This window comes from Kitasatospora purpeofusca, assembly GCF_036010405.1.
GTDB classification, from domain to species: Bacteria; Actinomycetota; Actinomycetes; order Streptomycetales; family Streptomycetaceae; genus Kitasatospora; species Kitasatospora purpeofusca.
In genome coordinates this window covers 1,210,711-1,230,547 of record NZ_CP108561.1, presented here as the reverse complement: position 1 = coordinate 1,230,547, position 19,837 = coordinate 1,210,711, and the positions used below count along the sequence as shown (strand labels likewise).

Sequence of the window (19,837 nt, the reverse complement as noted above, 5' to 3'; positions counted from 1 at the left end):
AAGAGGTGCTAGTGGGTCAGAAAAGCTGGTTGGTCATCAGAAGGGGGTGGTCATGGTCGGGAACTCGATGATCGGGGGGATGGCACCGCCCGTCCCGGCGAGCAGGTGGGAACGCAGGCCCAGGCCGCCGCCCGCGCGCAGGCGGATCTCGCCGGCCGGGTGGTCGGCCGTCTCGCCGGGGCGGACGGCGGTCTGCGGCAGGGTGAGCCGCTCGTCGTGGTTGTGCATGGTGGGGAGCTCCGTTCGTGGTGGTGATGGATGGTTCGGGAGGGAGGACGTGGTGCGGGCGGCGCCGGTTCGGTCGGGGGCGGCCGGCGGTCCGGGCGGCCCGCCGGGGCGGTCAGCGGAGCGCGACCGGGCTGCGCGGTCCGCCGACGACGCGGAGGGAAGCGGCGGTGGCCGGGACGGCCGGGGGGTCGGGGAGGGCGGTGCCGAAGGGCCGCGCGGCCCGGTGGGCCGCCGCCGCGGAGCCGGGTGCGGGGGCGGTCGCCGGAGCGGGTCCGCTTGCCGCCGGGGCGCGGGGGCGGAGCAGCAGGGCCGACGGCACCTGCTCGGGGAAGCCGAGGCGGAGCAGTCCGTGGCCGATCCCGGCCAGGCCGGTGAGCAGTCCGGGGTGCGGGACGTGGTCGGGCGTGCCGGACCGAGCGCCGTCCTGGTCGACGGCGGCCAGCAGGGCACCGGCCCGCCGGACCCACGGGGTACGGCCGGCGGCGGGTCCGTGCCGGCCGAGCAGTTCCAGCACCCCCAGCTCGCCGTGGCACAGGCTGTGGTCGCCGAGCGGGGTGGCGCGGGCGGTGTTCCGGACGGCCCGCTGGGCCCAGTCGGCGAGCTCCCGGTCGGCGAGCGCGAGCGGGCTGTCGAGGACGGCGAGGGCGATCCCGGGGCGGCCCCGGCACCAGGAGCCCTCGCGGGAACGGACGGCGGTGGCCGCGCGCAGGGCGGCCAGACCGGCCCGGTGGTACGGGCCCTCGGGGGGTTCGGCGGTGGCCTCGGCGTAGCGCAGCAGTGCCCAACCGACGCCGGCCGAACCGTGGGCGAAGCCGGCGGTGGCGGGGAGGGGGTGGGCGGCGAGCAGCTCGGCGCAGCGGGCGGCGGCGGCCCGGGCCTCGGTGGCAGCCTGTGTCCCGGCGTGGACGGCCCCGGCGTGAACGGCTCCGGCCTGCACGGCGAGCAGGGCCGCGAGCCCGCCGGCGGTGCCGCTGTGCACCCCCGGGTCGGCCTCGCCCTCGGCGGCGGCGAGCGTGAGCGCGACCGCCGCCCCGGCCCACCCGGCGATCGGCGGATCGTCCAGGAGCCGGGCGAGTTCGGCGAGCGCGTAGCTGATGCCGCCGAGGCCCGCGAAGGCGCCGGAGCCGACGGCCGCGGGGTGGCCGGGGTGGGAGCCGAGGGCGTCGAGCAGTCCGGGGACGGGCGCGAGGGCCCGGCGTGCGGCCTCGGCGTAGCGGTCGGTCCCGGTGAGCGCGGCGAGCTGGGCGAGGAACAGCGCGGTGCCGGTGTACCCGCCGGCGAGGTCCGCGCCGAGCGGCCGGACCCGCCAGTGGCGGTCGGCGAGCAGTTCGAGGCCGAGCCAGTTGGTGCGGGAACGGCCCTGGTAGGCGGCGGCGACGAGCTGGTCGCCGAGCCCCCGGGCGGCGGCCAGCAGCCGTTCGGGCTCGGGCGCGGTGGCCCAGACGTTCTCCGGCACCGGACGCCCGGGCCGGTGCGCGGGGGTGTCGGCGGCCCCGGCCATGGCGGCGCGCACGATCCACTCCTGGTCCTTGCGGTCGACCGCGCCGAGTGCGGCGAGCTTGGCCTCGACCCGGGCCAGCCCCGGTTCGGCCAGCTCGCCGGGCAGCCGCCGGCCGCCGGAGGTCCACAGGTCGCGGGTGCCGGGCCGGGTGGTGAACAGCGGCACGTCGCCGGTCCACAGGTCGGCGATCTCGTGGTCCGCCAGCCCGGGGCGGCCGGGGTCGTCGACCGCGTCGGTGCGCAGCAGGTCGAGCACGGCCTGCCGGGCGCCCGCCTCGCGCAGCACGTCGGGGTGGGTGGACTCGTCCAGCAGCCGGGCGTAGACCCGGGTGGCCCGGGCGACCACCCGGACCTCGGCGTCCGCGAAGGAGCGCAGCAGCCCGCGCGGGCCGGTGAGGTCGTCGCGGCCGGCGGCGAGCGCCGCGTACCCGGCGCGGAAACCGGCCACCAGGGCCTCGGTGTGCTCGGCGGGCTCGACCTCCGCGCCGCCGAGCCGCGGCCGGTTGTGCGCGGCGCCGAACGGGCGCGGGCGGCGCACCAGCCGCATCTCGTCGGTGCCGGCGCCGGCCCAGTCCACGCCGTCGACCGGGGAGAGCCGCCGTCCGGTGCCGCCGCCGCCGATGCCGGAGACGTCCGCGGCGCCGTCGTCGCCGATCAGCAGCTGCGGCAGCAGGCCGACGCGGTGGACGGACTCGGCGAGCGCGCGGGCCGCCGGGTCCTCCTCGGGGGTGCCGGTGCCGGTGCCGGTGCCTGGGCCGGAGGCGGTGTCGGGGACGGGGACGGGGCGGGGTTCGCCCGCCGGGGGGTGGAAGAGCGTCTCGACGTCCACCAGGACCGGGTGGTCCCCGCACGCGACCAGGTTCTCGAAGTGGGTGTCGGTGCCGTCCAGGACGTGCAGCAGTGCGAGCAGCGCGCCCTGCCGCCGGTAGAACCGCTCGACGTCGTAGCGGGTCAGGCAGGGCCGGGCCTCGGCGTACTCGGTCCAGCCGTGGGTGCCGCGGTCGAGCAGGCCGAGCGCGCGCAGCCGGGGCACGCCGGGCTGCGCGCCGTACCAGCCGAGCAGGGCGTTGAAGTGCCGGTGTGCGGCGGGCGGCCGGGGGCGGTGGACGACGGCGGTGCCGTTGGCGAAGTGCAGCACGGCGACGGCCCGGCCGCGCCGGTGGCGGTCGCCGGCGTCGGCGGTGACGGCCAGCAGCGTGCCCGGGTCGCGGCCGCGCAGCAGCCCGGAGACCAGCAGCGCCCGGTCGGCGGCGAAGCGGTCCAGCAGTTCGGCGTGGGCGTCGGCGGCGTCCAGGCAGGCGCGGGCGAGCAGCCGGGCCAGCACGGGGTAGTCGCGCAGCAGCGCGGCCAGGCCCTCGCGGCGGGCGGTGAGCGCGAGGAAGGAGCGGAACCGCTCCTGCGGGGTGCCGCCGGCCAGCCGTCCGGCCGCCCGGGCCGTGTTGAGCTCCAGGACGAGGGTGCGGGCGGCGATCCGGGCCAGCCGTTCGGTGAGCCGCGCCGTGAACTCGGCGCGCAGCGCGGTCAGGTCGATCCGGCCCAGTTGGTCGGCCGTCCGCACGGCGGGGGTGAGCGCGGTCAGCAGCCGGACCCGCGCCCGGTCGGCGAAGGGCTGGAGGACGAGCGCGAAGCCGCTCAGGCCCGGGTAGGCGGCGCGCGGCACGACCGGGCGGACGGGCGCGGCGGCCACCGCGGCCTCGGTGAACGCGGCCCAGTCCGGGCGGGTGGCGGGCGCCGGCCGACCGGGGGTCAGTCCCCGCTCCCACCACGGCGGGCCGCCGGCACGGGGGGACCGGAGACGAGCGTGGTGGGAGCGGGGAGTCTGGGAGGGGTGGTTCTGGTTCTGGTTCTGGTTCTGGTTCGGGTCGGGCGCCGCCGTCTCCGCCGCTTCCGCCGTCGGGGCGGGTGCGGCGGGTGGTGCGGGTAGTGCGGGTAGTGCGGGTAGTGCGGGGAAGTCGCCGGGCATCGGAGTGTGCGGGAACGGTATGGCCGAGGGGACCGCCGGTGCGACCGGGCCCTGAACCGGTCCGGCGCCCCCGTCGGGGCGCGTGTTGCGCACGGTGTTCACCTCAGCCACCACCGCACCTCCGATGCCGGGAGAGAGCCGCGCTGCCGTCGAAGGCGCTGCCCTCGTTGCTGATCCTGTCGTCGGGGCGGTTGCCGGGGCATGGGGGACGAGCCCCCATCTTTGTGCCGTTCGGCCCGCACGATCCGCCGGACCCCCGCCGATGGAGGGGGGTGTTCCGGGTGGCCGGGCCGGGGCCGGTGTCCACTAGCGCCGGGCGAGGAGCAGTTGGGTCGCCGTGGCGGGGTGACCGTTCATGGTGCGCACCGGGAGCTCCCGCGCGTCCACCGGGTCGAACCCGGCGAACAGCCCGTCCAGCCAGTCCCGGGTGTGGTGGCGGCAGACCGCGCCGTCACCGGTCTCGAACACGCCGAACCGCCCGAAGCGGGCCTCGGAGCGCCGGTAGCGCTCCTGGTTCCGCTCGTCCGGCTGGAGGAGGTAGTCACTGAGGTGCAGCAGCCCGCCCGGCCGCAGGACCCGGTGCAGCTCGGCGACCAGGGCGCGCTGCGCGTCGTCGTCGGGCACGCAGGTGAGCACGGCGAACAGGAAGGCCGCGTCGTAGCTGCCGTCCGGCCGGTCGAGCCGGGGCGGGTCGGCCAGCACGGCGAAGCGGGCGGCGGGCTGTTCGGCGCGGGCCCGGGCGATCAGCTCGGGGGCGACGTCCACGCCCTCGATGTCGCGGAAACCCAGGCCGAGCAGGTCGCCCGCGAGCCGGCCGTAACCGCAGCCGTAGTCGAGCAGGGCGGCCGCCGGGTCGGTCCGGGCCGCCCAGACGGGGTCGAGCGGATGGCCGAAGGTCTTGGTGGTCCCCGTGGAGTTCCAGTACGCGGACTGGTCGTCAGGTGCCGACATGGCCCGATGATGGCACGCCCCGGGTGGCGGTGGTGCGCCGGGGGTGTGTGGGGCGCGTGTTCGGCACCGTGGCAGGCGGCCGCGCGGGACGGCGGGCGGGGTGCGGGCGGGGTGCGGGTGCGGGCGGGGTGAAGGTGTCCCGGCCGGGCGGCGGGGCCGGTGGGCGCGTGCCGATGGGGCCGTTCGGCCCTTCCCGCTCCCTTCGGCGGGGAGGGATCGTGAGCGCCGCGCCGGTGTTGCGGGGCCCGCCGGGTGCGGGTCGGCGCGGGCAGGACGACAGCGCGGCGGAACGGGAAGAGGCCTGAGGTGGGCGAGTTGGTCACGGTGCGGGTGTGCGAGGGGATTTCGCGGGGCTTCGCCGCCGACGCGAGAACCCGGATCGCCGCGGTGGTGAGCGGGGCGGACGCCCTGGTGGAGTCGTTGCGGATCCGGATCGGGACGCTCGGCACGGCGGGCTCCGCGGGCAGCGGCTCGGGGGCCCCGGGCCCGCCGGGAGTGCTGGCCCAGGTGAACGCCGAGGTCGACGGCCGGCGGATCCGCGTCCAGGAGGCCGCCGCCGACCTGGGCGAGGCGCTGGACCGGCTCGCGGACGGGCTGCGCGTCCGGATGACCGCCGTCACCGCCGGGTGGACGCCCCGACCGTGGCCGCGCCGGACCCGCACCCGGGGGCTTCCGGTGGCCGCCGGACCCTCCGGGCCCGTCGGGGCCGTGCCGTCCGGCAGCGCCGTCGCGCGCCTCGAAGTCCCCTGCCCGCCCGGCCCCCGGCGCATCGTCCGGCGCAAGCAGCCGCAACTCGTCCGGTGCTCCCCGGACGCGGCGGCCCGCACCATGGACGCGATGGACTACGACATCCACCTGTTCACCGATCCGGCCACCGAGACCGACGCGGTCGTCTACCGGGTCGGCCCGACCGGCTACCGGCTGGCCCGTACGCGGGCCGCCGGTCCGCCCACCCGGCCGGCCGTGCCGCTGACCCTCAGCCCTTGCGGCGCACCGGAGTTGAGCGAGGAACAGGCCGTCGAACGGCTCACCTCCGCCGAACTGCCCCACCTGTTCTTCGCCCAACCCGGTTCGGGGCGCGGCCGGGTGCTCTACCGGCGCTTCGACGGCGGCCTCGGCCTGATCGCGGCCGCCTCGTGAGCGACGAGTCCGTCCGCCGCCGACTGCGGGCGCTGCGCCGCTCCGACGGCCCGCCGCCGCCCCTCCACCGGCCGGGCCCGGCGCCGCGGCCCCGGCCGCCGGTCGAGGCGCCGCCCCGCGAACTGGTGCCGCTGGAACGGGCCGAGGCGCTGCGGCTGCTCGGCGGCGCGCCGTTCGGCCGGATCGTCTTCACCGTGCGGGCGCTGCCCGCGATCCGTCCGGTCAACCACGTCCTGGTCGACGACACCGTGGTGATCCGCACCCACGAGGGTGCCGCGCTCACCGCGGCCGCCCTGGGGGACGAGGACATCGGCGTGGTGGTCGCCTACGAGGCGGACGCGATCGACCCGGTGACCAGGCTGGGCTGGAGCGTGGTGGTCACCGGCTTCGCCCGGCCGGTCACCGATCCCGCCCGACTCGCGCGCTACCGGCAGCTGTTGAGTCCCTGGGTGAGCGGTTCGATGGACCACATGGTGGCCATCCAGCCCGACCTGGTGGCCGGCTACCGGCTCACCGCGGGGACCGCCGCGGCGTCCTGAACCGGGACCGGTGAGACAGGCGCGGTCGGTGCGGCCGGTGAGACAGGTGCGGCCGGTGCGTCCGGGGGAGCGTCGACTCTCCCGGCCGCACCGGCCGTTCGGCGTTCCCGGTGTTCCAGGCGTTTCCGGTAGGTGGTCCCGACCGGACGGTGGTCCCGCCCGGAGGCCCGGATCCGAGGCCCACCGGCCCCCGTCCACTGGGTCCAACGGCCCTGGGGTGCAGGGGTGGTGAGTTCCGATCATGGATCGCCACCCATCCGCAGAAGTTCCGAAGGAGTCCGTCCTTGAGCGCCATCGAGGCACAGGGCGACAGCGCGCCGCCGCCGTCCGCCGTCCGACCGGGAGGGGTCCGGGCCGATCGGCCCGGCTCGGCCCTGGTCCGACTGCTGACGACCACCGACCACAAGACGATCGGCACCATGTACCTGGTGTCCTCGTTCGGGTTCTTCCTGATCGGCGGTGTCCTCGCCCTGGTCATGCGCGCCGAACTCGCCCGGCCGGGGACGCAGATCCTCTCCAACGAGCAGTTCAACCAGGCCTTCACCATGCACGGTTCGGTGATGCTGCTGCTCTTCGCGATGCCGCTGTTCACCGGCTTCGCCAACTGGATCATGCCGCTGCAGCTCGGTGCCCCCGACGTCGCCTTCCCCCGGTTGAACATGCTGGCCTTCTGGCTGTTCATGTTCGGCTCGCTGATCGCGGCCGCCGGCTTCGCCACCCCGCAGGGCGCCGCCGACTTCGGCTGGTTCCTCTACGCGCCGCTGTCCGACGCCGTCCACTCGCCGAGCATCGGCGCCGATATGTGGATCATGGGCGTGACGCTCTCCGGCTTCGGCTCCATCCTCGGCGCCGTCAACTTCATCACCACGATCATCTGCATGCGGGCCCCCGGCCTGACCATGTTCCGGATGTCCATCTTCTGCTGGAACGTGCTGCTCACCTCGCTCCTGGTGCTGCTGGTCTTCCCGGTGCTGGCCGCCGCGCTGCTGGCGCTGGAGTGCGACCGCAAGTTCGGCTCGCACGTCTTCGACCCGTCCTCCGGCGGCGCGATGCTCTGGCAGCACCTGTTCTGGTTCTTCGGCCATCCCGAGGTCTACATCCTGGCGCTGCCGTTCTTCGGCATCGTCTCCGAGGTGATCCCGGTGTTCAGCCGCAAGCCGATGTTCGGCTACTCCGGCCTGATCGCGGCCACCATCGCGATCGCCGGCCTCTCCGTGACCGTGTGGGCGCACCACATGTACGTCACCGGGCAGGTGCTGCTGCCGTTCTTCGCCTTCATGACCTTCCTGATCGCCGTACCGACCGGTGTGAAGTTCTTCAACTGGGTCGGCACCATGTGGAAGGGCTCGCTGAGCTTCGAGACCCCGATGCTCTGGACGGTCGGCTTCCTGGTCACCTTCCTCTTCGGCGGCCTCACCGGCGTGCTGCTCGCGGCCCCGCCGCTCGACTTCCACGTCTCCGACTCGTACTTCGTCGTCGCCCACTTCCACTACACGCTGTTCGGCACCGTCGTCTTCGCGATGTTCGCCGGCTTCCACTTCTGGTGGCCGAAGATGACCGGCAGGATGCTCGACGAGCGCCTCGGCAAGGTCACCTTCTGGACCCTCACCGTCGGCTTCCACAGCACCTTCCTGGTGCAGCACTGGCTCGGCGCTGCGGGCATGCCCCGCCGCTACGCCGACTACCTGGCCTCCGACGGGCTCACCGCGCTCAACACGGTGTCCACCATCGGCTCGTTCCTGCTCGGCCTGTCGATCCTGCCGTTCCTCTACAACGTGTGGAAGACGGCGAAGTACGGCGAGAAGGTCACCGTCGACGACCCGTGGGGCTGGGGCCGCTCGCTGGAGTGGGCGACCTCCTGCCCGCCGCCGCGGCACAACTTCGCCTCCCTGCCCCGGATCCGCTCCGAATCCCCGGCCTTCGACCTGCACCACCCGGAGATCGCCGCCCGCGACTACCTGGAGTGCCACGGCGAACCCGCCACGTACCTGGCCGGCGTCGCCCCGGCCGCGTACGACGCCCCGCTGCCGCGCCGCGAGCGCTCCGGCGACCGGGCCGGCTGACAGCCCCGCCGGCCCCCCGAACGTCGCTCCCGCCCGTGTGTCGCCACCCCCGGGCGGGCGGGAGCGGCCCCTCCCACCGACGCTCAGAGGAGTGGACGGCACCATGTCGCACATCGTCCTGGCCATCGGCACCGCCGCGATCACCGCGTCCGGCTGCGTCTGGTACCTGCCCGCCGTCGCCGACCTCCAGGCCGGCGAGGACCGCCCCCGCTCGGCCCGCACCGCCGCGGCCGCCTGCGTTACCTGGTGGGCCTGCCTGGCCCTGGCGGGCGGCCTGCTGCTGGCCGTCCCCGCCTGGCAGCCCGCCGCGCAGATCGCGCTCGCCGGACTCGTGGCCGGCGTCCTGCTCCGGATCCGCTCCCAGCTCCAGCACCTCGCCGAACAGCGGGAGGAGGCCGAACGCTGGGCGCTGCTCGAACCGCTCCCGGCGCCCCGGGCTCCCCGCCCGGCCGCGCGGGCCCTGCTCGGCTGGCTGCTCGTCGGCCTGGTGACCGCCTCGCTCGGCGCCGCCTCGATCCTGCTCGCCGGCGGCGGCCCGCTCGCACCGCGCCTGGCCGCCGCCGCGGGCAGCGCGGTCGCCGTCTCCACCGCCTTCCTGCTCCTCGGCCTCGGCAACGCCCACCGGCAACGGCCCTGACCGGACCGGCACCGGTCGGCCCTGGCGAACCCGACCCTGACGCATCGTCACCGACCCGCCGCCGTAACCTTGCCGAGGAACTCCGGGCCCGGATACCCATCAGCCCCACCGGGGGACGCCCCCGGTCCTGTCGAGAGGAACGTCCGATGACCGCCACCGCCTCGCCGAGCGAAGTCCTGCACCAGTTCGTCCAGTTGATGGGCAAGGGCCCCGACCTGGCGGTGGTCGACCTGGTCACCACCGACGCCGTCTTCGAACTGCCCTACCTGACGCCAGGTGTGCCGCAGCAGCAGCCGGGCCGGGAGGCCTTCCTCACCCACCTCCAGCGGGGGGCCGCGATACAGCGCTTCGACGCCGTCGACCGGATCGAGGTGTACGGCACGACCGACCCCGAACTCGCCGTCGCCGAGTACCGGCTGCACGGCGAGGTGCTCGCCACGGGGAAGCGCTACACCCTCGACTCGGTGATGTTCGCCCGCGTCCGCGGCGGCCTGATCACCTGGTCCCGGGTGTACACCAACCCCCTGGACGGCGCGGTCGCCTTCGGTGCCGTCGACCGGCTGCTCGGCGCGCTGCGCCCGGCGGAGTAGCGCGCACCCCCCCCCGGCGGCGGGGCGGACCCGCCGCCGGGGAGTACGTCCTGCTCCGCCGCGAATGGGGTCGTTCGACCCTGGGGCCGGCGCGGCCCGCAGGGGATGATGCGGTGGACCCGGCGTGCGGTGTGCCGGACAGGGAAGAGGGTGGAGTCGCGACATGGCGAGCGAGACGACCGGTACCGCCGCGGCGGCACCGGTCAGGGTGTTCCTGCTGGACGACCACGAGGTGGTGCGCCGAGGGGTGCACGACCTGCTGGACGGCGAACCCGACCTGGAGGTGGTCGGCGAGGCCGCCACCGCGGAGCAGGCCCTGGTCCGGGTCCCGGCGCTGCGCCCCGACGTCGCCGTGCTGGACGTGCGCCTCAGCGACGGCGACGGTGTGGCCGTCTGCCGCGAACTGCGCTCCAGGATGCCCGATCTGGCCTGTCTGATGCTGACCTCCTTCGACGACGAGGAGGCACTGCTCGACGCCGTGATGGCGGGCGCGGCCGGCTATGTGCTGAAGCAGATCAGCGGCACCGATCTGGTCACCGCCGTCCGGACCGTCGCCTCCGGCCGCTCGATGCTCGACCCGGGCGCCGCGACCCGCCTGCTCAACCGCCTGCGCAGCGAGGCCCAGCCGGAACGGCCGGCCGCCGGAGGACCGGAGCTGACCGCCCGCGAGCAGGAGGTGCTCGCGCTGATCGGCGAGGGTCTGACGAACCGTCAGATCGGCGAACGGCTGTACCTGGCCGAGAAGACGGTCAAGAACCACGTGTCCCGGCTGCTCGCCAAGCTGGGTGTGGAGCGACGCGTCCAGGCCGCGCTGATCGCGACCGAGCTGCGCCAGTCCGCGGCCGCCGAGCGGGTGCCGGAGCGGTCGGCCCACCACGCACGCCTGCTCGGCCACGGCCCGCGCGGCTGACGGTTGCCCCGGCCCCGGCTGCCGGGCGGGCGGACTGCCCGCCTGCCCGCCTGCCCGCCTGCCGGACTGCCGGACTGCCGATCGGGTGGACGGGACTCCCGGCGGGACCATCGGCCCTCGCCCCGCCCCGCCCGACGGGTGACGATCGCTGGTATGAACGCCGATCGTGAACCCGCGTCCGTGCAGGTCGAGCCGCCCGCCCCGGGGCGGTCCGGAGGTGTCGCGCCGGAGCCCGGCCTCGACGAGGCCCGCGCGCTGGAACTGCTGCGCCGCGCCGGAGTGGGCCGGGTGGTCTACACGGTCGGCGCCCTGCCGGCCGTCCTCCCGGTCCGCTTCCGGCTGGACCCGCTCGGCGGTGTGCTGCTCTCGACGGTGCCCGGCTCCGAACTGGCCCGCGCCGTCGACGGGGCCGTGATCGCCTTCGAGGCCGACGAGGTGGACGGCGCCGACGGCACCGGCTGGTGCGTCACCGTCCTGGGCCGCGCGGAGGTCCGTCGCCCGTCCCCGGCGCCCGGCGCCCGCGCGGAGATCCGCATCGCCCCCGAACTCGTCGTCGGCCGCCACCTGGCCCCCGACGCGGCCTGACGGGGCGTTTGTCGTCCAGCCCCGCCGCTGGGCCGCCGAACGGAGCCTCGGCCGACTGGTGAACCACCGGCGGCCGGCTGCGACCGTTCGGGAGCGGGTCGCCGGCGGACTGGCGCACCTACGACGGCAATGCCTGGTGAACGGCGCGCTTCAGCAGCACTTCGCGGTGGACAACCTCCGAGGAGCTGGACGTACCCCGTCGGCATCGGGCTGCGGGTCATGTCCCCCAATTCGCGATGGACACCGCCAGGTCGTTCCAGCGGAAGCGGCCGAGATCGGGAGTATTGCATCCCTTGGGTTGGAAGAACTCGTCCCCGTGCCATTGGAGGAGATCGAAGAGTGATACATCGAATCGGCACCTGCTCAAGGAGGAGATGACGAAAATCCAATCCCCTGCGCCCAGGAAACCTCGGTGCACCTTGCTCAGGTCCGGATATCCCAGCCCCGCCTCCACGCACTTCACGTCGCCCTGCTCATTGATGTCCTCGAAGAAGCACACCCGTGTGGGCAAGGCGTCCGGTGGCTGCGTACAGGTCGTTTCGAGGGCCGCCTCCAGCGCCCCTTCCTCGGGGTCGGTGTACATACGGCGCGCCTCCGACAGCATCGCTTCGCGGTCGGTGAAGGCCCCCAGAGCCAGGGACGAGTTGTGGATCAGACGCGTCATGAACAAGGGCCGCGTCACTTCCGCGTTCATGCGTTCAACGTCCTCGACCACTTCTCCGTCGAGAACAAGCGGAACGTCCGGGTAGAGCTCGCGCCTGCGGCCGGTGTGTTCGGGGCGAGCGGACAACTCACCGGCCAGCCCGTCGGCTATCCGAACGGGGTCCGCGTCCCTCACGTCACGCTCGGCGGACCCCTTGTCCGCACCTGGGAACTGGTGCGACATTCCCACCATCTCCTTGTGGTTGTGCCGGCGTGCCACGGCGACGCCTCTCCGATGCACGGATCAACAGTTGCCGCAGGCAGAGAAATTTCAGGTACTTGCGTTCGTCATTTCCACGCTAGCCCTTGCGTTCCCAGGTCGCCCGACGAGGATTTCGCCGGAAGGATGCCCGTCGGCGGCCGTAGGAAGGTTGGCGCCGCCGTGTCCATCACGAGGGCGCGGTTCTCGTACTTCCGACCCCCACTTTCCGGCCCGTCGGCGGGGCGACAACGGCATGCACAACCGACAGGCGCGCAGCGCGTCGTCCGGGTCAGTGCCCCTCGCGGACCTCGAAGACCCCGCTGTCCCAGTACACGGACGGTTCCTCGGCATCGCTCGGCCAGTCGCTCTGCAGATGGCGGCGGCCGTGTCCCAGGGCCCCTGCCCGGTGCGGGCTCAACCGCCCCGCCACCAGGTCGTCCGCCTCGGTGTCCGTGATCGGCAGCACGGTGCGGTACTGCGCGTCCTGCGAGGCGACCCAGTCGATGTACTCGGTGAACACGCTCACGAAGGCCTGCGAGCACAGGCCGCACCGCTGAACAGAGACGATGAAATGCGAGTCGTCCCGGATCATCCTCTCTGGCCGGACCCCGTCGGGGCTGCGGTGGTGCGCCTGCGCCACCGCAGCGTCCTCGGCGCAGCACGCCACGCACCCGAAGCCCGCACGGTCACCACCGTCCTGCGAAGCCATGGATCCCCCTCGCCTCGGCCGTTCCTGACCGGCCCTCACCCTAACAACCCGCAGTGGGGCCCGGCCGCTGGACCAACGGGCATGCGCCGCCCGACCTGCGGGCGAGCAAGCCGTCCGGCGAGGCCGGACAAGTTCGCCGGCGGAGGCCGGACTTCGGGTCGAGCCGCCCGGTTCGTGTCCGACGCGGCGCGAACCGGGGACGACCGACGCAGACATCCCGATGCGCTCAATATGCCGCTGGCAATCACGCCCGGTCACCGGCGGGCTGGGTTCCTCGGGGAACCCATGACAGTTGAATACGCGAGCCCACCAGTACCGAGGCCGTAGTCGCAGCCTGCTCCGCATTCTCAGTGTTGCTGAGGGCGGCGGGCTCCCGGAAGACGTCTCCGGGCGGTGCCCGGGTGGGGGTGAGAGCGTCGCCGATGTGTACAACCGCGCGTTCGGAGCAGTGGGTCCTGCGGTCCGCTCGCGCGCGGGCGGGCCGAGGTGGACGATCGCCGCATGACAGCCATGCGTACACGAAGTGCCTGCCTCGCGGCCGCGTCCGCCCTCTCCGTCCTGGCCCTGGCCCCGGCGGCCTCGGCGGCCGTCCCCGCCGCCGACTCCGCGCCCGCGTCCCGGTTGGCGGCCTGCAACGAGGTCGGGAGCCGGCAGTCCGGTGACTTCCTGATCCAGACCCGCCTGGAGGCCTCCGGCGGGTTCGTCGGGAGCTACCCCGGCTACACGATCACCAAGGTCGAGGGCGCCACCCTCCTCGGCACCCCGCTGTGCATCACCGTCACCGACGGGGGGCCCGGCACGGACCACGTGTCCGTGACCATGGCCGCCGTCGGCAGGATCACGGTCTTCGCCAAGCGCGCGGCCGCCTGAGTCCGGTCCGGTCCGCTCCCGTCCGTGCCCGCTGCACGCCGAGCGGGGCCTCCCACACCAGCCGGGTGCCGCCGTCCCCGGCCGGGCCGAGGTCGAAGGTGCCGCCCGCGCGTTCGGCGCGTTCGGCGAGGTTGCGCAGCCCGCTTCGGCGCCCGGAGGGCGGGACGCCCACGCCGTCGTCCGTCACCGTGAGCGTCACCGTGCCGCCGGCCGCGCGCAGGGCCACCTCCACCCGGCTCGCGCGGGCGTGCCGGGCGGCGTTGCTGAGGGCCTCGCCGAGCACGGCCATGACGTGCTCGGCCAGCTCCTGCGGCACATCGGTGTCGAGCAGCCCCTCCATGCTGAGCCGCGGCGCGAAGCCCAGGGTGGCCTGGGCCTCGCCGACGGCGCGGGTGGCGCGGGCGCGCAGGCCCCGGTCGGGCTCGCTGTGGGCGCGCAGGCCGAAGATGGTCGAACGGATGATCTTGATCGTCTCGTCCAGGTCCGCGACCGCCCGGCTCACCCGGTCGGCCGCGCTCCGGCTCTCGATCAGCCGCCCCGCGCTCTGCAGGGTCATACCGGTCGCGAACAGTCGCTGGATGGCCAGGTCGTGGAGGTCCCTGGCGATCCGGTCGCGGTCCTCCAGGAGTGTCAACTGCTCGGCGTCCCGGCGCCGTTCGGCCAGTTCCAGGGCCAGTGCAGCCTGGTCGGCGAAGCCCAGCAGCGGGCCGGTCTCCTCGGCCGTGAAGGGCGGCTGCCCGTGCGCCCGGGCCAGCAGCAGCACACCGCGCCCGAACCCCCCGCCGGTGCCCAGTGGCACCGCGACGGCCGGACCCAGCCCCGTGAACCGCCCCGGGGGCCCCGCCGGGAACCGCCCGTCGTGCTCCAGCTCGTCGCTGGTCGCCGGTGAACCCGAGGCGTAGGCGGCGCCGGACAGCGTGCCGTCCACCGGCACCGTCACCCCGAGCCGGCCCTCCGCCCGCCCGCCCAGCGCGACCTCCACCGTCAGTTCGGCCGCCCGCTCGCCCGGATCGGCCAACGCCACCGACACATCGGCCAGTTCGGCGCCCGCGATCTCCCGGGCCCGGCGCGCGATCAGCTCCACGACCTCCAGCCGGGGCGCGCCGGAGAGCAGACTGCGGGTGATCTCGGCGCTCGCCCGCAGCCACCGCTGCTGGCGCTGCGCCTCCTCGTACAGCCGGGCGTTGTCGATGGCGACCCCGGCCGCGACGGCCAGGGTCGAGATGACCGCCTCGTCGTCGGCGTCGAAGTCCAGCCCGCCCCGCTTGTCGGTCAGGTACAGATTGCCGAACACCTCGCCGCGCACCCGGACCGGCACCCCGAGGAAGGTGTGCATCGGCGGGTGGTTCGGCGGGAAGCCCACCGAGGCCGGGTGCTCGGAGAGCGTGGGGCAGCGCAGCGGCTGCGGGTCGCGGATCAGCTCGCCGAGGATGCCCCGGCCGGTCGGCTGCGGGCCGATCGCCCCGATCTCCCGGGGGCTCAGGCCGACCGTGAGGAACTGCGAGAGCGAGTGCCCGTCGGCACCGATCACCCCGAGCGCCGCGTAACGGGCGTCGACCAGGTCGGCGGCGGCCTCGACGATCCGGTGCAGCGCCTGGGCGAGGTCGAGTTCGCGACCGACCGCGAGGACCGCCTCCAGCAGGCTGTGCACCCGGTCCCGGGTGCCGCGCGCCGCGTCGATCCGCCATTGGAGCTCCTCCAGCAGCTCGTCCAGGCGCAGCTGGGGGATCCGCGGGCCGCCGCCGGACGGAACGCGGGACTGCGGTGCCTCTGCTGCCTGCCGCGACGGTCCGGACTGCTTCCCCGGGTCTCCCGGGTCCCCCGGGTGGGCCGGGCAGCCGGGCGGCGGGGTGCCGTCCGCCCGTTCGCGCGCCGCCCGTTCCTGCTGGTCTCCGCCGGTGCCCGTCCGCGTGTCCTCCGCGCCGCCCACCGGCGTCCTCCTCGTGTGTTCGTGCTGCTGGTCCGGATCCGCCCGAGGCAGTCCGACGGCCTGACGGACGTATGGTCCGATCAGGTGCTTTGTCGGATTCACGTTAGTGCCGCAGGCACGTGCGGGGGACGCCGGGGTCGGTCACGAACGGGCCGGGAGAGGTGCGTACGGCCGTCCGCGCGCCGGTCGGCGACCACCCCGCGCCCCCCTGGCCATGATTCAGGTCCTAGGACCCGGCGGACAGGGCCTCGTGGCCCCTGGCTGCCGAACGGTCCGCCGACCAGGGTGGGGGAGGGTGCCGACGGTGCGTCAGTGCAGGGCCCGAGGTACCCGCCACCCGGCAGTGCCACCCGTGGTGCGCCCCGCGCCGCGGACCAGCAGCGGAAGGAAGTACCCATGACGCCCGCAGTCCTGGCCGGAGTCGACGGCTCGCCCGAGAGCACCGTCGCCGCGCACTGGGCCGCCGGGGAGGCGCTGCGGCGGGGCGCCCCGTTGCGGCTGCTGCACGCCTGGCCGTGGCTCACCGACGGGCGCGCCTCGTTCGCCGACCCCGAGGACCTCCCGGTGGCCGCCCAGCGGATGCTGGCCGCCGTGGCGGAGGAGGTCGGCAGCCGGCACCCGGGCCTCACCGTGCAGACCGATGTGGTGCTCGACGCCGCCGTGGACGGACTGGTCGCGGCCACCGAGGCCAGTGAGGCCAGTGAGGACGCCGGTCTGCTCGTGCTGGGCTCGCGCGGCCTCGGCGGCTTCAAGGGACTGCTGGTCGGCTCGGTGAGCATGGCGGTCGCGGGGCGTGCGGCCGTCCCGGTCGTGGTGGTCCGGCAGCCGGGGCCGGAGACCGGCGCGGAGACCAGCGCGGAGAGCACCGGGGAGAGCGGGGCCGTGTCCGAGGTGGTGGTCGGCGTCGACGCGGGCGCGCCCAGCGACACCGTGCTCGACTTCGCCTTCCGCGAGGCCGAATTGCGCGGCGCCCGGGTCCGCGCCGTCCACGGCTGGAACCTCCCGGCGTCCTTCGCGGTGGTCGGCTTCCTGCCCTCCGGGACCGAGACGGCCCAGCTGCGGGCCGTCGAGGAGAAGGCCCTGGCCGCCGCCCTGGCCGGCCACCGCGCCCGGTACCCGCACATCGAGGTCGTCGAACAGGCCCGGCTGGGAGCGGCCCGCACCCTCGTCGAGGACACCGAGGACGCGGCCCTGCTGGTGGTCGGCCGCCGACGCCGCCCGCACGACCTCGCGCCGCGTCTCGGCCGCACCGCCCACGCCGTGCTCCACCACGCCCGCCCCCCGATCGCCGTCGTCCCCCACCCCTGACGCCGTCGCCGGAAGGTGTTGCCGCGGTCGGCCCGCCCCGGCTCCGGTCCCGGCCCCGGTCCCGCCCCGGCTCCGGCTCGTGCTCCGGCCCCGGTCCCGCGGCGGGTACGGAGAGTAGCGCCTGCCACCGGCAGCGCCCGGGCACCGGCGGCGAAGCGGGCCGTTGGACCCTTTGCGGCGGGCGCGGGGGCGGGGCACGCTCGGGGGTATTGGGGCGTGCGGCCGATGAGGCCGGGCCCCGGGGTGTCGAGGCCCGGAGAGGATCACCATGACCCCATCAGCTCTCACTCCGGCCGACCTGCGGCTGCTCGCCGTCGCGGGTGGCGCGGCGCCGTCCCTGCACAACAGCCAGCCGTGGCGTTTCCGGCCGACCCCGGACGGCCGGGGCGTCGAGGTCCACGCCGATCAGGGCCGGGCCGTCCCGCTCGCCGATGCCAGTGGTGCCGCCCTGCACATCGCGGTGGGCGCGGCGCTGTTCAACCTGCGGGTCGCGGGCGTCAGGCTCGGCCGGGAGGCCGCCGTCCGGCTGCTGCCCGATCCGGCGGACCCGCAGCTGCTCGCCGCCCTGGAGCTGTCCGGGCCCGCCGGGGCCGCCGGAGCGGGAGGCCCCGGACCGTTCGGCCGGGACCTCTACCCCGCGATCGCCGAGCGCCGCTCCAGTCGGCGGCCGTTCACCGAGCAGGGCGTTCCGGAGGCGGTCGCCGTCGAACTGGTCGCCGCCGCCGGGGAGGAGGGCGCGGCGCTCGCCGTCCTGGGGGAGGCAGGGGTGCGGCGGGTGCTGGCGGTCACCAGGGAGGCCGAGGACCGGATCGCCCACGACCCCGCGCGGCAGGCCGAGACCCACTCCTGGCTGCGGCCGGACACCGGGGCCGACACCTCCGCACCCGCCGCCGTCGACGGCCTGCCGTACGCGGTGCTCGGCCCGCAGGACCACGACGCCCGGGTGCCGACGCGCGAGTACGCGGGTCGGCCGCCGCACCACGAGGGGCCGGTGCAGCCGTCCGAACGGTTCGAGGCGCTGCCCCGGCTCTGCACGTTGAGCACCCCGGGGGACGGTCGGGCGGACTGGCTGCGGGCGGGGCAGGCGCTGGAGCGGGTCTGGCTGCTGGCCACCGTGCACGGACTGCGGCTGACGGTGTGGCACCAGCCGGTGGAGTGGCCCGACCTGCGCTGGCGCCTGCGCGACCCGGCCGACGGGCCCCGCCACGTCCAGCTGGTGCTGCGGCTGGGCTACGGCCCGGCCGGTGCGGCCACGCCGCGCCGGCCGGTCGAGGACGTGCTGGACCTGTCGGCACGGCCCGGGCCGCCACCGGCGTAGCCGGGCCCGGGCCGTACCGACCTGGAGGTCAGGACCTCAGGGCCTCAGGACTTCACACCTTCAGGACTTCACGCCTTCAGGTCGGCGAGGTCCTTGATGTCCTGGTAGCTCAGGCCCATCGCGTTGTACAGCCGCACCTGCTCCTCGTTCAGGGCGCCGTCCTGGGTCAGCTCCTTGATCTGGGCGTCGGTGAGCGGCGTGGCAGGTCCGTCCGTGCCACCCGCGCCGCCGGCGGCGGCGGCGAGCCCGCCGAAGAGGCCGCTGATGTCCTCGGTGGTGAGTTCGGTGGCGCCGGCGGGGGCCTGGACGGCCGGGGTGTCGTGGCCGAACGCGATCCGGAGCGGCAGCGGCGTGCCGGGACCGGCCTTCTCCGCGAGCTGGGCCAGGTCGAAGGTCACGGCGGACAGCGCGCCGCCGTCGAGGTAGAGGTCCAGCGCCAGCGGGCGGTCCGGCACACCGGCCGGGGCGGACTTGGGGAGCTTGGCGAGGTTCGGGATGTCCTTGGCGAGCGGTTCGACGGCCTTCAGCAGGTCGTCCGTCAGCTTGCGGGCCGGGGCGGTGACGGTGATCCGCTCCTTGCCGTCCTGCTTGCCCTTGTCCTCGAAGGACAGGTCGTGGGTGAGGATGCCCTTGATCGAGGCGTTGAGGTTCTCCGCGGCCTTCGGGTCCAGGGTCGGTGCGGGGGTCGCGGCCCCACCGGCGCCACCCGTGCCGCCCGCGCCGCCCGTGCTTCCGAGGGTCTTGGCGTCGAAGCCGACCCACTGGCCCTTGAGCGCGTTCCCCAGAGCGGCGGGCAGGCCCTCGGCCAGGCCCTCGACCTCGGCGGCGTTCTCGCCGACGAGCTGCGCGAAGCCGGCGAGGTCCCCGCGTGCGTAGGCCTTGCCACCGACCTGGCGGAGCTCCAGCAGCGGTGCGCCGCCCTTGCCGGAGAGCGTGTAGGAGGCCGAGACCGACGGGTCGGCGGCCGGCGCGGCGCCGTTGCCGGAGCCCTTGGCGGGCTTGATGTCCTTGAGCGGCTTGTCCGCGCTGAAGGCGATCGACAGGCTCACGGCGGACAGCGCGGCCGCGCTGTCCTTGTCGATCTCCTCGCCGGTGGCCGTGCCGAAGGCCTGGATCTGCGCGGGGGTGGCGTCGACCGACAGCTTGGCGCTGAAGGACTTGCCGCTGCCGAAGGTCTCGAACGCCTTCGACACCTTGTCGGCCGCGTTGAGCTGCTGGACGGTCCCGCACGCGGCGAGGCCGCCGGCGAGGACGGCGCCGCAGGCGGCGGTGGCCAGGGCGGTGCGGGCGGACCGGCGTATCACGGTACTGATGGGGAAACTCCTCGGTGCGGGGCAGGGCTGCCGGGCGTGCGACCGCCACCACGCCCCGCGAACGGGGCGACCGCGTGACGCGGTGACTGCGTGACGTGCTGACGGTGTGACGCGGTGACACAGGAAAGCACGGACTCCCTGGTCGGAGCATCCGAATTCCCGGCGGCCCCGGAATGACGGTCCACAAACTACCGGGCCCGACCGACAGGCCGTCGGCCGGGCCCGGGGTCCTCCGCGAGGGCACAGGGGAGAAGCACCGCACTTCTGCACGCCCCCCGCGCGCGCCGAATGGTCGCCAGGTGCCGGGGAAGGGTCCGTGTCGTACGCCCGGTCCCGGGGGGCAAGGACGCTGGAGGCGGTCATGGCGAGTGTTCACGGC

General features: G+C 75.0%; 17 protein-coding genes. 10 read left to right on the top strand and 7 right to left on the bottom strand.

All coding sequences use genetic code 11. The features are described 5' to 3' along the window. Window positions 1-36: 36 nt before the first annotated feature. The 3 genes from OG715_RS05380 to OG715_RS05370 all read right to left on the bottom strand — a co-directional run bounded on the left by OG715_RS05380 (window position 37) and on the right by OG715_RS05370 (window position 4,642). Window positions 37-228 (bottom strand): hypothetical protein, encoded by a 192-nt coding sequence (locus OG715_RS05380; RefSeq protein ID WP_053643780.1) that lies wholly within the window; start codon window positions 226-228, stop codon window positions 37-39. 112 nt (window positions 229-340) lie between these two features. After that, on the bottom strand, window positions 341-3,691 hold the full coding sequence (locus OG715_RS05375; RefSeq protein WP_266276918.1) for a type 2 lanthipeptide synthetase LanM family protein: 3,351 nt from the start codon (window positions 3,689-3,691) through the stop codon (window positions 341-343). Between the two features lie 306 nt (window positions 3,692-3,997). Then, window positions 3,998-4,642 carry a class I SAM-dependent methyltransferase gene (locus tag OG715_RS05370; RefSeq protein ID WP_266276920.1) on the bottom strand — a complete coding sequence of 215 codons (645 nt, stop codon included), beginning with the start codon at window positions 4,640-4,642 and terminating at the stop codon, window positions 3,998-4,000. 306 nt (window positions 4,643-4,948) lie between these two features. Here OG715_RS05370 and OG715_RS05365 point away from each other — a divergent pair, with 306 nt between their 5' ends. The 7 genes from OG715_RS05365 (at window position 4,949) to OG715_RS05335 (ending at window position 11,106) form a co-directional block, all read left to right on the top strand. Then, window positions 4,949-5,782: a sigma 54 modulation/S30EA ribosomal C-terminal domain-containing protein gene (locus OG715_RS05365; protein WP_266276922.1), complete on the top strand. Its 834-nt coding sequence runs from the start codon at window positions 4,949-4,951 to the stop codon at window positions 5,780-5,782. 122 nt (window positions 5,783-5,904) lie between these two features. Further along, the gene (locus OG715_RS05360) at window positions 5,905-6,321 is read left to right on the top strand and encodes a pyridoxamine 5'-phosphate oxidase family protein (RefSeq protein ID WP_266277459.1); all 417 of its coding nucleotides are present in this window, start codon (window positions 5,905-5,907) and stop codon (window positions 6,319-6,321) included. Between the two features lie 284 nt (window positions 6,322-6,605). Further along, entirely contained in the window at window positions 6,606-8,384 is a 1,779-nt protein-coding gene (gene ctaD / locus OG715_RS05355; RefSeq protein ID WP_438268157.1) for an aa3-type cytochrome oxidase subunit I, read from the top strand. Window positions 8,385-8,487: 103 nt separating this feature from the next. Continuing rightward, window positions 8,488-9,021, top strand: a complete 534-nt coding sequence (locus OG715_RS05350) for a hypothetical protein (RefSeq protein ID WP_266276924.1) — start codon at window positions 8,488-8,490, stop codon at window positions 9,019-9,021. A 146-nt stretch (window positions 9,022-9,167) separates the two neighbouring features. Further along, on the top strand, window positions 9,168-9,611 hold the full coding sequence (locus OG715_RS05345; protein WP_266276926.1) for a nuclear transport factor 2 family protein: 444 nt from the start codon (window positions 9,168-9,170) through the stop codon (window positions 9,609-9,611). Between the two features lie 163 nt (window positions 9,612-9,774). Further along, window positions 9,775-10,521 carry a response regulator gene (locus OG715_RS05340; RefSeq protein WP_266276928.1) on the top strand — a complete coding sequence of 249 codons (747 nt, stop codon included), beginning with the start codon at window positions 9,775-9,777 and terminating at the stop codon, window positions 10,519-10,521. A gap of 153 nt (window positions 10,522-10,674) precedes the next feature. After that, window positions 10,675-11,106: a pyridoxamine 5'-phosphate oxidase family protein gene (locus tag OG715_RS05335; protein WP_266276929.1), complete on the top strand. Its 432-nt coding sequence runs from the start codon at window positions 10,675-10,677 to the stop codon at window positions 11,104-11,106. Between the two features lie 217 nt (window positions 11,107-11,323). On the opposite strand, the gene OG715_RS05330 is transcribed toward OG715_RS05335, so the two are convergent. After that, a complete protein-coding gene (locus OG715_RS05330) occupies window positions 11,324-11,992 on the bottom strand; it encodes a hypothetical protein (RefSeq protein ID WP_266276930.1) in 669 nt (222 codons plus the stop codon). Between the two features lie 307 nt (window positions 11,993-12,299). After that, complete coding sequence (locus OG715_RS05325) at window positions 12,300-12,536, bottom strand: hypothetical protein (RefSeq protein WP_266276932.1); 237 nt, start codon at window positions 12,534-12,536, stop codon at window positions 12,300-12,302. Between the two features lie 693 nt (window positions 12,537-13,229). On the opposite strand from OG715_RS05325, the gene OG715_RS05320 reads away from it, so the two are divergent. Next, window positions 13,230-13,589: a hypothetical protein gene (locus OG715_RS05320; protein WP_266276934.1), complete on the top strand. Its 360-nt coding sequence runs from the start codon at window positions 13,230-13,232 to the stop codon at window positions 13,587-13,589. Here OG715_RS05320 and OG715_RS05315 read toward each other — a convergent pair. Continuing rightward, complete coding sequence (locus OG715_RS05315; RefSeq protein WP_266277463.1) at window positions 13,558-15,318, bottom strand: sensor histidine kinase; 1,761 nt, start codon at window positions 15,316-15,318, stop codon at window positions 13,558-13,560. The genes OG715_RS05320 and OG715_RS05315 overlap by 32 nt on opposite strands. A gap of 597 nt (window positions 15,319-15,915) precedes the next feature. Here OG715_RS05315 and OG715_RS05310 point away from each other — a divergent pair. Together OG715_RS05310 and OG715_RS05305 are read left to right on the top strand one after the other, a co-directional pair. After that, window positions 15,916-16,827: a universal stress protein gene (locus tag OG715_RS05310; protein WP_266276936.1), complete on the top strand. Its 912-nt coding sequence runs from the start codon at window positions 15,916-15,918 to the stop codon at window positions 16,825-16,827. A gap of 268 nt (window positions 16,828-17,095) precedes the next feature. Further along, window positions 17,096-18,145: an Acg family FMN-binding oxidoreductase gene (locus tag OG715_RS05305; RefSeq protein ID WP_266276938.1), complete on the top strand. Its 1,050-nt coding sequence runs from the start codon at window positions 17,096-17,098 to the stop codon at window positions 18,143-18,145. Window positions 18,146-18,213: 68 nt separating this feature from the next. Here the strand turns inward: OG715_RS05305 and OG715_RS05300 are convergent, their stop codons facing one another. Then, complete coding sequence (locus OG715_RS05300) at window positions 18,214-19,449, bottom strand: hypothetical protein (protein ID WP_266276939.1); 1,236 nt, start codon at window positions 19,447-19,449, stop codon at window positions 18,214-18,216. Window positions 19,450-19,837 lie beyond the last annotated feature (388 nt).

Coding starts and splice junctions, on each gene's coding strand:
- OG715_RS05380 (WP_053643780.1), bottom strand. CDS start 228: ATGCACAACCACGACGAGCGGCTCACCCTGCCGCAGACCGCCGTCCGC.
- OG715_RS05375 (WP_266276918.1), bottom strand. CDS start 3,691: ATGCCCGGCGACTTCCCCGCACTACCCGCACTACCCGCACTACCCGCA.
- OG715_RS05370 (WP_266276920.1), bottom strand. CDS start 4,642: ATGTCGGCACCTGACGACCAGTCCGCGTACTGGAACTCCACGGGGACC.
- OG715_RS05350 (WP_266276924.1), top strand. CDS start 8,488: ATGTCGCACATCGTCCTGGCCATCGGCACCGCCGCGATCACCGCGTCC.
- OG715_RS05345 (WP_266276926.1), top strand. CDS start 9,168: ATGACCGCCACCGCCTCGCCGAGCGAAGTCCTGCACCAGTTCGTCCAG.
- OG715_RS05340 (WP_266276928.1), top strand. CDS start 9,775: ATGGCGAGCGAGACGACCGGTACCGCCGCGGCGGCACCGGTCAGGGTG.
- OG715_RS05335 (WP_266276929.1), top strand. CDS start 10,675: ATGAACGCCGATCGTGAACCCGCGTCCGTGCAGGTCGAGCCGCCCGCC.
- OG715_RS05330 (WP_266276930.1), bottom strand. CDS start 11,992: ATGTCGCACCAGTTCCCAGGTGCGGACAAGGGGTCCGCCGAGCGTGAC.
- OG715_RS05320 (WP_266276934.1), top strand. CDS start 13,230: ATGCGTACACGAAGTGCCTGCCTCGCGGCCGCGTCCGCCCTCTCCGTC.
- OG715_RS05310 (WP_266276936.1), top strand. CDS start 15,916: ATGACGCCCGCAGTCCTGGCCGGAGTCGACGGCTCGCCCGAGAGCACC.
- OG715_RS05305 (WP_266276938.1), top strand. CDS start 17,096: ATGACCCCATCAGCTCTCACTCCGGCCGACCTGCGGCTGCTCGCCGTC.